General features: G+C 57.3%; 16 protein-coding genes. 5 read left to right on the forward strand and 11 right to left on the reverse strand.

All coding sequences use genetic code 11. The features are described 5' to 3' along the window. On the forward strand, positions 1-278 hold a 278-nt coding region (locus WBL42_RS09410; protein ID WP_424721015.1), incomplete at its 5' end, for a hypothetical protein. An 86-nt stretch (positions 279-364) separates the two neighbouring features. Here WBL42_RS09410 and WBL42_RS09415 read toward each other — a convergent pair. Both WBL42_RS09415 and msrA read right to left on the reverse strand, forming a co-directional pair. Then, positions 365-619, reverse strand: coding sequence for a hypothetical protein (locus WBL42_RS09415; RefSeq protein WP_424721016.1), 255 nt, complete (start codon positions 617-619; stop codon positions 365-367). A 65-nt stretch (positions 620-684) separates the two neighbouring features. After that, positions 685-1,176 (reverse strand): peptide-methionine (S)-S-oxide reductase MsrA, encoded by a 492-nt coding sequence (gene msrA, locus WBL42_RS09420; protein WP_424721017.1) that lies wholly within the window; start codon positions 1,174-1,176, stop codon positions 685-687. A gap of 104 nt (positions 1,177-1,280) precedes the next feature. Here msrA and WBL42_RS09425 point away from each other — a divergent pair, with 104 nt between their 5' ends. The 4 genes from WBL42_RS09425 to WBL42_RS09440 all read left to right on the forward strand — a co-directional run bounded on the left by WBL42_RS09425 (position 1,281) and on the right by WBL42_RS09440 (position 4,208). Continuing rightward, a complete protein-coding gene (locus WBL42_RS09425) occupies positions 1,281-1,523 on the forward strand; it encodes a PspC domain-containing protein (RefSeq protein ID WP_424721018.1) in 243 nt (80 codons plus the stop codon). A 40-nt stretch (positions 1,524-1,563) separates the two neighbouring features. Continuing rightward, entirely contained in the window at positions 1,564-2,667 is a 1,104-nt protein-coding gene (locus tag WBL42_RS09430) for a glycosyltransferase family protein (protein WP_424721019.1), read from the forward strand. 37 nt (positions 2,668-2,704) lie between these two features. Next, entirely contained in the window at positions 2,705-2,968 is a 264-nt protein-coding gene (locus WBL42_RS09435) for a hypothetical protein (protein ID WP_424721020.1), read from the forward strand. An 88-nt stretch (positions 2,969-3,056) separates the two neighbouring features. Continuing rightward, on the forward strand, positions 3,057-4,208 hold the full coding sequence (locus tag WBL42_RS09440; RefSeq protein ID WP_424721021.1) for a hypothetical protein: 1,152 nt from the start codon (positions 3,057-3,059) through the stop codon (positions 4,206-4,208). Here WBL42_RS09440 and WBL42_RS09445 read toward each other — a convergent pair. From WBL42_RS09445 to pscS, 9 genes are all read right to left on the reverse strand, one after another. Next, on the reverse strand, positions 4,199-5,851 hold the full coding sequence (locus WBL42_RS09445; protein WP_424721022.1) for an ATP-dependent DNA ligase: 1,653 nt from the start codon (positions 5,849-5,851) through the stop codon (positions 4,199-4,201). The genes WBL42_RS09440 and WBL42_RS09445 overlap by 10 nt on opposite strands. Before the next feature lie 162 nt (positions 5,852-6,013). Then, a complete protein-coding gene (locus WBL42_RS09450; RefSeq protein WP_424721023.1) occupies positions 6,014-6,145 on the reverse strand; it encodes a hypothetical protein in 132 nt (43 codons plus the stop codon). A gap of 221 nt (positions 6,146-6,366) precedes the next feature. After that, complete coding sequence (locus tag WBL42_RS09455) at positions 6,367-7,284, reverse strand: AEC family transporter (RefSeq protein WP_424721024.1); 918 nt, start codon at positions 7,282-7,284, stop codon at positions 6,367-6,369. Between the two features lie 336 nt (positions 7,285-7,620). After that, on the reverse strand, positions 7,621-8,433 hold the full coding sequence (locus WBL42_RS09460) for a sulfite exporter TauE/SafE family protein (protein ID WP_424721025.1): 813 nt from the start codon (positions 8,431-8,433) through the stop codon (positions 7,621-7,623). A 259-nt stretch (positions 8,434-8,692) separates the two neighbouring features. After that, complete coding sequence (gene thiI / locus WBL42_RS09465) at positions 8,693-9,805, reverse strand: tRNA uracil 4-sulfurtransferase ThiI (protein ID WP_424721026.1); 1,113 nt, start codon at positions 9,803-9,805, stop codon at positions 8,693-8,695. Between the two features lie 9 nt (positions 9,806-9,814). Beyond that, positions 9,815-10,027 (reverse strand): DUF1890 family protein, encoded by a 213-nt coding sequence (locus WBL42_RS09470; RefSeq protein ID WP_424721027.1) that lies wholly within the window; start codon positions 10,025-10,027, stop codon positions 9,815-9,817. Beyond that, positions 10,024-11,499, reverse strand: a complete 1,476-nt coding sequence (gene metX / locus WBL42_RS09475) for a homoserine O-acetyltransferase MetX (RefSeq protein WP_424721028.1) — start codon at positions 11,497-11,499, stop codon at positions 10,024-10,026. Before metX ends, WBL42_RS09470 begins: the two co-directional genes overlap by 4 nt. Before the next feature lie 95 nt (positions 11,500-11,594). Then, positions 11,595-12,893: an O-acetylhomoserine aminocarboxypropyltransferase/cysteine synthase family protein gene (locus WBL42_RS09480; protein WP_424721029.1), complete on the reverse strand. Its 1,299-nt coding sequence runs from the start codon at positions 12,891-12,893 to the stop codon at positions 11,595-11,597. Positions 12,894-13,055: 162 nt separating this feature from the next. Continuing rightward, positions 13,056-14,420 (reverse strand): O-phospho-L-seryl-tRNA:Cys-tRNA synthase, encoded by a 1,365-nt coding sequence (pscS, locus tag WBL42_RS09485; protein ID WP_424721030.1) that lies wholly within the window; start codon positions 14,418-14,420, stop codon positions 13,056-13,058. Positions 14,421-14,563: the final 143 nt, after the last annotated feature.

Genomic DNA, 14,563 nt, shown 5'->3' on the forward strand with positions numbered 1-14,563 from the left:
GCCGGAACGGGCGTATTTTCCCATCAGGGTCCGGTGGTGAACACAAAAATAGAACCATGTTGTCCACCACGGAAATTATCCCCGCGATTTGTGGCGAAAACTCAAAAACCGGTCAAATTGCGGGGCGTTATATTTTCCCTTTAGCGGTGTTCTGTAAGGGGTGTTTTTTTGGTCGGACTTTGTATCGTCGGGTACCCGATCGGGCACCCGGAGACCATTATGGACCAGAATCAGGATTGGGGTGTGCGGGAAAATCTGGCGTTATTGATCCATTCTGAAATTAGTGAAGTACTGGGGCCAGCAGAAATAAAAACGTGGACTGATTATGCCCGAAATCCCATAGTTTCGCGGGCCCGGCCACCGTTCACTGCGCTCTCTCTATCAGCCACACCGCATACACCATCGACAGGCATGCAACAAGGAATATGAGGGCATGGAGATCGGCTGACATGTCAAGCGTAAAGATGCGGACCAGGTCGAAGATCACAAAGAGCGTAAACGTAAGAGCGATGAACCACCCGTATGTCCTGTTCTTCCGGGTTGCTATGAATATCGCGACTACCGCAACAGTCAGCTCGGATAGGATCGCGACCAGTTCCAGTATATCGGAAACCTGCATGATTGCTAGTGCGCAGGTTTCGGTAATAAGTCCTGCGAACCGGGTTCCGTTTTATCAAAAGAGTATCAGATATGACAGCGCCCGCCGCCTTTCTTTGCGAAGTACTGCTGGTGGTACTCCTCGGCCCGGTAGAATTCACCCGCGGGCTGGATTTGGGTGACGACCTTGCCGAATCCGAACCTTCCGGAGGTCTCCACGTCGATCTTTGACTTCCGTGCTGTCTTACCCTGTTCCGGGTCATGGTAGAAGATCACCGACCGGTAGTTCGGCCCGAAATCCGGTCCCTGCCGGTTCAGCTGAGTAGGGTCGTGGACCGACCAGAATATGTCGAGGAGCTGCTGGTAACTGATCTTTGCAGGATCGTAGGTAACCTGCACAACTTCCGCATGACCGGTCTCACCGGTGCAGACCTGCTCGTACGCGGGGTTCTTCACCGATCCCCCCATGTATCCCACGGCAGTCTTCACGACGCCGTTCACGGTGCGAAACGACTCCTCCACTCCCCAGAAACAGCCGCCGCCAAAGGTTGCGGTCTTACCGGTCTCCTCTCCCGTCAAAAGCACATCTCCATTATGCCGTAGACTCCGGTACCATAATACCCTTTGCGCCCGGACACCCCCGCTCCCGTTCATTTTTATGGGGGGAATCCCTACCTTTCAGCATGAAGCGGCTCTATCGCAGTACACGGAACCGGATGCTCGGCGGGGTCTGTGCCGGCCTTGGGGAACACCTGGATGTCGATCCTACCATAATCCGGCTGGTCTGGGTTGCCGTCACCCTCCTGTCTATCGGCATCGGCATCATCGTCTATATTATTGCGTGGGTGATCGTTCCCGAAGAGCCAGGTGCCGGGGAAACAGCACCTGTCCAGCTGGTCAGGCCGGGACCCGATCAGCAGAACTAATAATTCATCAGCCATGAGGACAAATCCATCCGGCAGGACAATGAAGATACTTTTTGTAGTCTGCGGCGAGGGGCTCGGCCATGCCTCCCGCAGTCTCCACCTCGGGCATTACCTCCAGCAGCAGGGGCATAATGTACATTTCGCGGGCTACGGGAAGTCCTATGATTTCATGAACCAGCACGGGTGCACTCTCCTTCACCGGGTCCCCCGTGAAGTCTGGCTCGAAGGGGAGAACGGGTTCTTCAGCCTCAGGAAGACCCTCTGGTACTCGAAGTATATCGTTTTTGATATGATCCGGTCGGCCCTGAGCGTCCGGCGGTTGATCCGTGAAGAAGGCTTCGAATGCGTTGTCTGCGACACGATGTATGGCGGGGTGCTGGCAGCCCGGTTCGAGAAGGTCCCGGTGGTCTTCATCACCAACCAGAACCATTTCAACGGCCCGAGTGGCACGACAAACCCGGTGTGGCGTTTCCTCAACCTCTCGATACGGCGTTACCTGCGGCTTGCAGATCATGTGATCATCCCCGATTACCCGGAGCCGGACACGGTCAGCGAATATAACCTCCTGATCCCTGAGCACGAGAAGGAACAGTACAGCTTCACCGGCCCGTTCTACCAGTTCGACCCGGAACGGTACCACTATGACCGGAAGACCATCTTTACCAGTTTCGGCGGGGAGCCCTACAAGCTCCCCCTGTACGTCCTCCTCAGGAAGATCGCCGACCGGCACAAAGAGCTCTTCTTCGATGTCTTTTATACCGGGTCCGAACTGCCGGAATCCTCGGACAACTTCGCCTCCCACGGGTATGTCCCGAACCTGTACGAGCACCTCGCACTTGCGAAGATCGCGATTGTTCACGGGGGCCTCACTACCCTGCACGAGGCCCTGCTCTTCGAGAAACCGGTCCTGATCATCATGGACCCGGACCATCCCGAGCAGCAGAACAATGCCAGGAAGATCGTGGATATGGGAGCCGGTGTGGCCATTGACGGGCGGGATGTCAGCATCGGAGAACTGGAACGGAAGATTGCCGAGACCCTCCTCCTCCCGTCCCTGTCATTCCGTGCTGTCCATACCATCATCAATGGCCGGAAGAACGCGGCGGAGATCATCCTTGCAACAGCCCGGGGCAGGCAATCTTAATATCGGTTTTATGACTTAATCCTTCAGGAGGACATGCATGATAGTGCCCGGAGACATTGTGAACCTCAGCGTGGACAAGGAGCTCCACATATGCCCTGCATGCGGGTATGAACTGGGGTTCCACACTTCGTTCAAGAGCGTCCATGCCGGGAAAGACAACCCTGTCAAGTCCACCAGGACCGTGTACCGCGTGATCCTGATCTGTCCCGAATGCGGGGCACGGTATGATGTCGGCTGGCAGGTCACATTCCCGGAACCGGAGCCACGGATTATGAAGACTACTGGCATCCACGATATATGATCTGTTTTTTTTTGAGTTGGAAATACCGTCCTGACCGCAGGGAATACCCTGGCTCCTCTCACGGTTCCCGGCGGATGGCTGACCCTCCATGATGCGGTGCGCCGAGTGCAAGGGCAAGGGCCTGTGCGGGCTTCCCCGCTGCCCGATCGTCAGCCGTTTCCATGCCCAGGCAGCCTCGCTGGTAAAACCGTCGGACAGTTACCAGGGCAGCTCGCCCTCTGTCTTCATAGGCAGTTTCGGGTACCCCGATGTCCGGGGAGGCCCCCTGCTGATCAACGACTCCGATAACCCCCCGGACTGGGTCCGGCAGAACCTCGGCATGGAGGATATCGTGGGCATCCGGGCCCGCACCCTCCGCGGGAGTTCCGCCCTCCCGTCCGTCGCAGGTGGCCTGCAGGAGATCGCACTCTCCGCGACCCCGCTCGATGTGGACGTGTCCTTTGAGAAACCCGTCTCGTTCAGCCTCAGTTTCGACGGTACGATCGCGCCCGTAGGAATGACCGGGACTGTGCGGAAGATGGACGTGATCGGGAACGCCCGGGTGGACCGGGTGGTGGACCGGGTCACATCCGATACCGATCTCGGGGCTACCGAAGCCTGTATATCCCTCAAAGCCTCGGAGATCGATGTCTACCAGATCTCGAAGCTGATGACCGCAGGACTCCTCGGGCGGAAGCGGAAGTTTGTGCCTACCCGCTGGGCGATCACCGCAGTTGACGACACTCTCTCGATCAGTCTCAGGAACGAGATCGCACGCTACCCTTCCCTGGAAGAGATCCTCTTCTTCTCCGGGGAGATCTACGGGAACCGGATCGCCTGCATTCTCGTGCCGGGCGACTGGAAGTTCGAGATGATAGAGATCTGGGGAAAACACACGCTCTGGGGCGGGGAGGAGGACGTAATCGTGCAGGACCGGGAGGGGATGACAAAACAGGGGTACTCCCCGATCTCGGGTGCCTATTATTCCGCCCGGCTCGCAGTCTGCGAGTACCTGGCGGCCAATCGGCGCTGCGCCCGGGTGATTGTAGTCCGGAACATCTCGAACGAGTACTGGGCGCCGCTCGGGACCTGGGTGATCCGTGAGGCAACGCGGAAAGCAATGACCCAACCACCGCTTGCCTTCCCCACGCTCGACGCAGCGGTCGGGCAGGCGGTTGCGGTGATCGGGTCAGGTGCATGGGTCGGGCACAGCACTCTGATCCCCGAACTGCGTACCCAGAGAACACTCTTTCAGTTCTGATATGCCTGCGGGGAGTTCGCCTGGCTGCTGTACCGGGCCCGGACACTCTCTATGGTCTCGATGTCGGTGATGTCCTTGTCGTCCCGGATCCTGATGAACCGGGGGAAGCGGAGGGCAAAGCCCGCCCCGTACGTAGGGCTGACCTGGAGTTCCGCGTACCCCACCTCGAAAACAAGCGTCGGTTCGAACGTCACTTCCTTGCCGGATTTTGCGATCACGGCATCCTTCAGCATCTCATAAACCTCAGCAAGCTGCTCATCGGAGAACCCGGTGGCGACCCGGCTCAGGGGGATAAGTTTTCCCTGGTCCTGGCAGGCGACGAGGAATGAGCCGAAGACGTGCGCCCGCTTCCCTTCGCCCCATTCTGCGCCGATCACCGCAAGGTCAAGCGTGTCCACCTCCGGCTTGATCTTGATCCAGTTCTTGCCCCGCTGGCCCGGAGTGTACGGGGAGGCAGGCACCTTGATCATGATTCCCTCGTGACCCGCAGCAAGGGCCGCATCGTAGGTCTTCTCGATCGCCGCCTGCTCGCTGCTGACCAGCTGCGGGGCAAGGTACATCGTCACTACGCTCTCCAATCTTTTCCGGCGTTCGGCAAACGGGAGGTCAATCAGGGTGTCGCCGTCGAGGTAGAGGATGTCGAAGACATTGGGCACCATCTCGATCGCCTCCTGTGCCTCCGCGATGTCGTGCCGCCGCCGGAACCTGCGCAGCACGGACTGGAACGGCATAGGTTTCCCGTCTTTTATCGCGATCACCTCACCGTCGAGGATCACGTCATGGGTGGTGGCACCCATCAGCTGCTGGATCACGTCCGGCAGGGCCGCCGTGACATCTTCGAGCCTGCGGGAGTAAAGCCGGGCCCAGTTGCCTTTCTTGTGGAACTGGAACCGGGAGCCGTCGTACTTGTACTCTGCGGCGATCTCCCCGTGTTCTTTGATCATATCCGCGATAGAGCCCTGCTGGGCCAGCATCATCCGGACCGGGTGGAACGGGGTGATGTGGACATCGCGGAGGGCGTCCGGCCCGGCTTTTGCGAGCCGGGCCACCTCGCCCATGTCGTTGAGCGCCTGCATTGCGTGCTCCACAAGCGCCGAATCCACGCCGAATGCCTTGGCGATCGCTTCCCGCACGCTTCCTTCGCCCACGCCGATACGGAGCTCCTCGAGCATGATCCGGGCAAGGTAGCGTCCCTCAAGCGGGTGGGCATTCCCGAGCAGCCGGCGGACCGCGAGCAGTTTCTCCCGCTGGGATTTCTTCCCCTCCTGCTCTGCGATACTGATAAGGGAGGAGTAGACGTGGACAAGGTCGAGCTCCTCGTGGAAGAAGGTCATCTGGGACTTGACCGCAAGGAGCTCCCCGACTGCCTGGCCCACGTCACCAGTACTGTTGATCTTCTCGACCACCTGCTCCTTTTGCACTCCCGCTACACTCCCGACCGCGTCGTACAGGAGGTTGGGACCGATCCCGAGCTTGCGTGAACTCCAGTCTGAAAAGATACGGCCCATGATAAACCGGACAAAAACCGGGAGTTCCTCGTCAGTAAGGCCCGGGAGCTCTTTGGCAATGATATCGATCATTTCGAGCCGGCCTGAAATCGCCTCGAGCCTCTCGCAGCACCGGGAAAAGTCCATGAAGAGCATGGTGTTTCTCGCATGTGTTGTTGCCCCGGGGGAGGGATTAACGTTTTGGAATCCGGAACAGCGTTCCTACGGGGTAAATTCCTGTGTGCCCGGAAGTACTGAGGGGCACAGTCCGGGTTGTTTTTAAAAAAGACGGGCCTGTTGAAAAAGGAGGATTGTTTCCTACTGCGAAACCGGTACGGCACTGTCCGTGGTGGCGACCGGTGCCCCGGATGGGTTCGTGTAGATACACCCGGCGAGACATGCGATGAGAATGAGTGCACAAAAAAAGACAAAGACTTCCTTTTTTCTCATAAGCAGAACTGGTGATGCGCATCCTTTAGGATTCCGGTGCTCCTTCCGGTGTTTCCTGTATGCATACCGGAGGAACGTTCCGGGGGAATAGCATGGCTCCCGGGCCGGAGCCCGGATACATGGCGCCCCGTCCGGTCAGCCGCGCTCTCTTCTCCCTTCCCGGTAATACTCTTTCCGGCCCACAGGAGTCCTTCAGATGCAGGAGATGGCCCACACCCGGGTCAGAAGAACAGGAAATCCAGCAGGGGGATCGTTGCAAGACAGAGGAGCGTTGACAGGAAGACCCCCTGTGATGCCAGGGTTGCATCCACTTCATATTCCTCAGAAAGCAGGACCGTGTTTGCTGCCACCGGCATCGCGATCAGGAGGACCGAGCTCAACAGGAGAAGCCGGTCGGTGACGAACAGGGAAAGAATGGCAAATGCAATGAGGGGGAAGACCAGCAGCCTCATGGCGGAGATCAGGTAAACCCGCCAGTCTCCGGCCAGACGTGCCGATGGCAGGGTGGCGAGCAATGCGCCGACGACAAGCATGGCAAGGGGTGTGGTAGCCTTCCCGATCCAGTCGAGCGTCGCATCGGCCGGGTAAGGGATGTGATACCCGACCAGGAAGAGGAATAATCCGAGGATGGATGCAGCGAGCCCGGGCGTCAGCAGGACCCGGGGATCGGGCCTGCCTGCTTTCTCGCCGGCAAGGAGCCAGACGCCCAGAGTGAATGCCAGGAGATTGAACGGGAGGTTGAACAGGATCACATAAAACAGGGAACCCGGCCCCAGTATCACTTCCGCCACCGGGATCCCCATGAATCCTACGTTCGGGAAGACCAGCATGAACCGGAAGACTCCTTTCTCCGTGCCGGTGGCAGGCAGGAAATGGCAGACAACAAGGCTGACGAGAAATGCGCCAATGTAATAGGCAAAAGCGACCGCGAGCGTGCTGTCCACCATGGTCATTGCCTGGCTCGTATCCGGCACCTGCATACTGCTGATGGTGAGGGCCGGCAGGGCGATATTCACGAGGATATGGGAGATCGTGTGGACCCGGCCCGCATCAAGAAGTCCGTGCCGCCGTGCAAGGAAACCGAGGCCGATGACCACGAACAGGGAGAGGATCGATGCAAGTACGGCAAAAAAGTCCATGGATGACCGTGTCCGGGAATCTGTTACGGGGATGCCGTTCCACGAGACCGGGATGCAGATGAATTTTCATATCCGGCCGGGGCAGGTTCATGAGGAGCGGGGAGGACCGGCCCGTGGAATATCGCTGTAACCTGTTGGCCCGGATCCGCCATAAACTTTTAGAACGGTGATATTCATGGAACACTGCAGAAGTGCGGGGGGTATCGCAGGCCCGGAACGGCACTATAAAAAAAGCAGGACTATTGTGCGAAATGAGCCGCAAATCTCCTGAACTCTATTCAGACCGGGAGAGTCGGGGGCATCCGGAGCAACGGGTATATCTCCCTGGTGCTATCATCATGTACCCATCAGGACTTTCTGCTGGAACATGAGAACAGCAATACCCAGGAGAAGGACGCCGAATACCTTTTTGATCTGGTCTTCCCTGATATGAGGGGCGATATTCGCTCCGATGAATGCGCCAAAGGCAGCCCCGGCCCCATATACAGCAACGAACGGCCATGCGATCTGGCCGAGCGTGGCATGGGCCGTAGCCCCGGTGATTGAGACGATGATAATTGTAAACATCGACGTTGCCACCGCATAGTGCACCGGGATACCCGCCGTGGCAAGGGCCGGGACAAAAATGGCCCCGCCGCTCGTGCCGGTCACCCCGCTGAGGAGGCCGCCGAAGGCCCCCCAGAAAATGAGGTGGGAGTACCAGATACGGGCGACCGGCTGGGTGCCCTGGTGCGGGACGTTCGTAGACAGCACGAACGAAGGCCCCCATTGGATTTCCCTGAGGAACCGGAACCACGGGAGGAGCATCTCAAGGGAGATCATGGTGAGCATGATGCAGAATATTGCAACAAGGACCCGGGCATCGACGATCGTAGTGAGATATGAGCCTGCCACCGAGGCGAGCATGCTGGGTATGATAAGGATCAGCGCCACTTTGAAGAGGATCACACCCTGCTTACGGTACCAGAACGAAGCGGAGAGCGACGAGAAGATCATGATCGCAAGGCTGGTGCCGATTGCCGTCTTTGGGTCAATCCCGAAGATCAGGGTGAGCGTGGGGACATAGAGAAAACCGCCGCCAAGCCCGATGATGGCAGCGATGATGCCAATCCCAAGCGATATCAGATACGCGGCGTAGTATTCAATCACGGTGTCACCCTCTCCTTTGCGGAGGTCATCGTTTACAGGTTATGCAGGCTTAAATTTACGCCGTTTGCGGATTAAGATTCCGGTTCTGTGCGGGATATTTCCGTGTAAAAAAGCCTGCTCTTCAGAATATGCCGGAATCTGGTGATCCTGCTGAAAACCTTAGCCAGCGACAACGGGTACAGGTGCGGATTTTATTACCCTGTAACGCAGGAGTGGAGGCCCGAGGCCCGCTGCATAACATATTCCGGAAAAGAATGGATTATACCGGCAGCGGCATCTTCGTCGCCTCCAGTTTTTCCTCGATCTCAAGGATCATTGACAGCTTCGCCTTTGTCGAGGGTCCTGAAGGGACGGCCTTGCAGCCGGACGCCTTTGAGGTGGATTCACTGAAGGTCCCGATCTCCCGGGCGATCTTCATGGTCTCCTCCTTGTCAAACCCAATCAGAGGGCGATGGATCGGTACCACGGATGCAGCATCAGTCAGGACGACCAGGTTGTCAAGCGTCTGGCTCGCCACCTGCCCGAGAGACTCACCGGTTACAATCCCCTTTGCCCCGGCCTGCACCGCGAATGCCGTAGCCACGCGATACATCCGGCGCTTGCAGAAGAGGCAGGTGTATTTCTCGAGATGACGCCGGACCAGTTCCTGTTTTGCTGCTGCCAGGTACGAATCCCGGATCACCGTCAGTTTAATACCGGGCTGGTATTGTGCAAGGACCTCCACCACCCGTTCCGCCCGGGCAATGGTGGTTTCGTCAAGGAACGTATCGAGCGCGACAAACACCGGGAGAATCCGGCACCCCCGCTTCATCATCATCCAGGCAGCAACAGGAGAATCGATGCCCCCCGAGACAAGGGCCACAAGCGTGCCCTCGACCCCGATGGGGAGGCCCCCGACCGCCTTCGTAACCGTATCATAAAGATAGGCTTCGTTTGCCCGGATCTCGATATGGATCTCCTTGTCCGGTGTAGCAAGGTTTACCCTGAGATGAGGGAACTCCCCGCGAATCAGGTTACCGTACTCGATGGCCTTGTCATTCGAGCTGAAGGTATGTTTGCCCACACGTTTCATCCTTACCGCAAATGTCTTTACCTTATCCAGCCCGTGGCGGTGGCAGTAATCCGGGAGGAACGATTCAATCTCATCCAGTTTTATGTGCTCGACTTCCGAGAACGAGACGATCCCGAAGACCTTTTTCAGCAGATCGGGCTTCACGTCCCCGTCGAGCCAGATCCTCCCCCGCTCATTCCTGACATGGATGCCGGGCATGACCTCAAGGATATTTGTGATGAGGACATTCTCCCACTGTCTCCGGACAGGATCGGATTTTAAGAAGATTTCAGAATACCGGACTAACCATTGCTTTTTCATATCGCCAATTCACCTGATGTTCATTTTTTCTTTCTCGCTGTTTTCCGGATCGGATACTTTCAGCAGGTTCAGGACCGCGGGATTACCGGAGGCATGGACAGCAAAACCCTGTTTCATGAGGATATGGGAGAGATGGAGTGCAAGCGCCTGCTGTACCGGGACCTCCGGGCAGCCAAGGACGAGGAGTGCTTTTTTCGGGAGTTTTTCAGCAGAATGTGTCATGGATTCCCTCTCCCGACAAGGATGCTGATCGCATCGCTTGTGATAAGGCCGATCACCGTATTGTCCCCGTTAACCACGGGGAGGGCGGAGATTGCGTGTTTTTCCATCTTTTTTGCCGCTTCCTCGATGGGCTCGTCCGGGCATGTTGTAATCACGTTCCGTGACATGATCTCATCCAGCCAGAGGAAATTCGAGGCAACGGCTTTGGCGATATCCCACGACGTGACGATCCCGACAAGCTGGCCGCCGCTGGAGAGTACGGGCAGGTGGTTGACACCGGTCTTAATCATCCGCCGTGCTGTGACGGCGATGGTTGTCCCCTCCTCGATGGTCTGGACCTCCTTTACCATAACATCGCCAACGACCGTATGGGAGAGGAACTTGCCGACAAGGTAATTGATCTGGCCGGATTCGAGCAGGAAGGCGTCGTGCCCGTAATTGGACCGGATCTCACAGTAGTGGACCTCGGCTTCGTTTGCGGTCAGGGCGGAGAGCATCTCCTGCGACTGGTATGGCGGGTAGAGCCAGTCGGAGGATACCGAGATGATCAGGAATGATGCCTTCACACCGGTAAGGCCCGTGGTAAGCGAACCGTCCCGCGTCAGGTCGAAGTAATCGATCGCCTTCGTGATATACAGGTACGAATTGGCATCAAACCGCCGGGTGAACGTGTCGCCCTGGTGGTGTAGGTAGCTCTCGACCTTGAAGTCCGTGGAGAAGTCAAACCCGATCCGGTCCTTCCCCTGCAGGGCCCGGCCGAACTTCTCGTGCATGGATTCGTTCGAGAGGTATGTGATGTGCCCCACCATCCGGGCGAGTGCAAGGCCATGGATCGGCAGGGTCTTCCCGTAATAATCCCCGTTGTTCCAGTAGGGATCCGAGATGATTGCCTTCCTGCCGACCTCGTTGAATGCAATCTGCTGGGGTGTCGAATACCCGCAGGAAGCAATGACCACAGCCTTCTTCATGGAGTCCGGGTACGTGACCGCCCACTGCATCACCTGCATCCCGCCCATCGATCCGCCGGCTACCGCATAGAGCTGCCTGATCCCGAAGTGGTCGACAAGCAGTTTCTGGGCGTTGACCATATCCTTAATTGTAATGACCGGGAATTTTGCCCCGTACGGTTTCCCGGTTGCAGGGTTGGTGCTGGACGGGCCGGTAGAATCTTTGCACCCGCCGATGACATTCGAGCAGATCACAAAGAAATGGTCGGTGTCAAAGGCCTTGCCGGGACCAACCACCGTGTCCCACCATCCGGGCTTATCGTCGCCTTCGTGGTACCCTGCGATATGGGCATCCCCGGAGAGGGCGTGGCAGATCAGGATCGCGTTGCTCTTGTCCTTGTTCAACCTGCCGTACATCTCGTAGGCAATGACGAGCGAAGGGAGTGATTCCCCGCTTTCCAGTGCAAGCGGGGCTGGGTGGTGATAAAAACTGGTTGGTACTATCCCGACGGATCCTTTTATCATGGACAGACCCCTTCCAATCCGGGTCTCTGGTCGTGACAGCCAACGGATATTTTCATAGTGATCATCTCTCTGTAAAGTCCTTAATATATATGCGATTACGAGCTGGATTCGAGAGCCTGCCTGAGATCCGCGATAATATCTTCGATGTCTTCTGTTCCTACGGATAATCTGACGAGATCGGGCGTGACTCCTGTCTTCTTCTGCTCTTCAGGTGTGAGCTGCTGATGGGTCGTGGTAGCCGGGTGGATGACCAGGCTCTTTGAGTCCCCGATGTTGGCGAGGTTGCTGAAGAGCTTGAGATGGTCGATAAACTTCGTGCTTGCCTTCTCGCCTCCCTTGACTCCGAAGGAAACGATCGGACCGTATCCTCCGTTGAGGTACTTCCGGGCGAGCTTGTGGCTCTGGTGTTCCGGAAGCCCGGTGTAGTTGATCCAGGCGACCTTCGGGTGGGTCTTTAAGAACTCAGCGACTGCGAGCGCATTCTCCGAGTGGCGGGGTACCCGCAGGTGGAGGGTCTCGAGGCCGATGAGGAAGAGCCAGGCATTGAACGGGCTGAGTACCGCACCGGTATCTCTCATGAGGGAGACGCGGATCTTGAAGGTGAACGCAACGTTACCAAAAGTTGCAAAATTACCGAAGGTATCCCAGTACTTGAGGCCGTGGTAGCTCGGGTCGGGCTCGGTGAACTCCGGGAACTTCCCGTTGTTCCAGGCAAACTTGCCGGAATCGACGATCACGCCACCTATCGAGTTGCCATGGCCGCCGATGTACTTGGTGGCGGAGAGAACGGAGATGTCGGCACCGTGCTCGATCGGGCGGACAAGGCCGACACCGGTCGTATTGTCTACGACGAGGGGGATCCCTGCATCGTGGGCGATCTTTGCTATTGCCTCAAAGTCGGGGACATCCAGCTTCGGGTTCCCGATGGTCTCGGCGTAAATTGCCTTGGTCTTGGGAGTGATCGCCTCCTTAAACGCTTCCGGTTTTGTCGAATCGACAAAGATCACATGCCTTTCGAGTTTCGGGAAGGTGTAGTGGAAGAGCTCGTATGTTCCTCCGTAGAGGTTGTCCGCAGACACGATCTCGTCACCCGGCTGGGTGATGTTCAGGAGCGCGTAGGTAATCGCAGCCTGGCCGGAGGCGGTTGCAATTGCGCTGTTTCCGCCTTCGATGGCTGCGACACGCTTCTCGAACACGTCAGTGGTCGGGTTCATGAGACGGGTGTAGATGTTCCCGAGCTCGCGGAGGCCGAACAGGTTCGCTGCATGTTCCGCACTCTTGAATACGTACGAGGAGGTCTGGTAGATCGGTACTGCTCTTGACCCGGTAGTGGGATCAGCCACCTGGCCTGCATGGAGGGAGAGGGTTCCAAGGTTAAACTTCTTCTTTGACATGATGGATTCCTTCGTTGTTTCTTGTAAGGGGGATTTTTCTTCAGTGCGTGCTTTCCGGGATCTCCGAAACGGGTTGATCGTTGCGAGGAAAACCGGAATATCGGGTGTCATGATGAATCCTGATCGTCTGCGGGTCAGTAAACGGCAGGTGCCCTGGCGGACTTATTTCCCGACAGGGATCTCGTATTTCTCCGCGATTCCGGTGAAGACATCCGCAAGGTAGCGGATCTGCTTTTCGTTGAGGCCGTAGGTATTCAGTTTCCAGGTCCTGGTGGCACCGGCAAACTCCCCGACGATCCCGCGGGACGACAGTTCGTCGCTGAAGTAGAACCCGCGGCGCTTGTGGGTCTTTGCAACCGTGTCGAAGCTGCCGGTGGTGTCGATCTTCGTGAGCGTGTGTTTCCGCGGGTACTCTGAGAGCACCCTGCTGCCGCTGATCCTGAGTAGTCTGTCGATGAAGAAATTGGATCTCTTCACTTCATCATCCCACTTCAGGGCCCGTGCCTTGACTGCCGGGAACGATGCGATCATCGAGAGCAGGGTCCCGCCCATCAGCGTGCATCCGAGCAGTTCCACTTCCTTGATACCAAACTTGCGTTTGGTGAGGTCGCCGACCATCGCGGTGGTACGGAGCGCTTTTGGCGCAAATTCATCGGTCATTGCAAGTACCCCGGACGGTGCGACCGATGCCATACTCTTGTGTCCGGAGCCGACTACAAAATCGGCTCCGATCTTCTTGCCGTCAACCGGCTGTATGCCCACTGTGTAAGCGCCATTATAGAGGAAGGGGATATCGTATTGGTGTGCAACTTTTCCGATCTCTTTGATTTCGTGTTCGTTTGCGAACTGGTAGTCGAAGTGGTCGATCATGACGAGCACCGGGAGTTTTCCGGTCTCCCGTTTGACCTCTTCGATCTTCTGTGCCGTTGCCTCACCGGTAACGATATTTCTGGCGTTCAGCGGCACTTCCCTGATGATTCCACCGGCATTCTCGACTGCAAGGAACTCGGTATAGTGGGCGAGGGCGGAGACGATGACACTGTCACCTTTCCCCACGAGGGTACCCGCTACAGCCTGGAAACCACGGCGTGCCCCGGGAACTACCCGGGCCTGATCCATGTTCAGCCATTTCGCGAGTTCTTCATGGAATTCCGCAATCCCCGGTTTTGTGATCTTGTCGAGCCGGAACGGTTTCCTGCAGGCATCACAGGTCGAGTATCCGTCACCATAGGAGATGATCGCTTTGCGTGCCTCCGTGGTAAGCCTGCCGGCTGCCTGGATGGGGTGGATATTGATGTACTGCTCCTCCCGGCTCCTGACATCGAGCGTACCGGCAATTTTTGTCACCTTCGGCGTGCCGGTGCCGGCTTCTAGATCAGCGATGATTGCCTTGAGCCCGGCAATCCGCTGACTGAATGCGGCCTCCTCTTCGGCATCGAACCCGGTCGGGAGGGACTCCCTGAAGAGCCCCCGGACCTCTTCGAGTTCGAAGAGTGCTTCGAATGTTTTCTGGATCCTGATACTCATGGTGTTTTTCCTGATATGCCGGCGTCGGGGTTCTGATCGCCCTCCCCCGAGCTCTAAGAACTGCTGCGCAATTCTTCTGATCCGCAAGGTGCTGATGCACTTTTCGGAAAGCCAAGGCCCGGATTTGAACCGGGATGTAGCTG

The sequence above is a fragment of the Methanoregula sp. genome (assembly GCF_049686655.1).
Classification (GTDB): domain Archaea; phylum Halobacteriota; class Methanomicrobia; order Methanomicrobiales; family Methanospirillaceae; genus Methanoregula.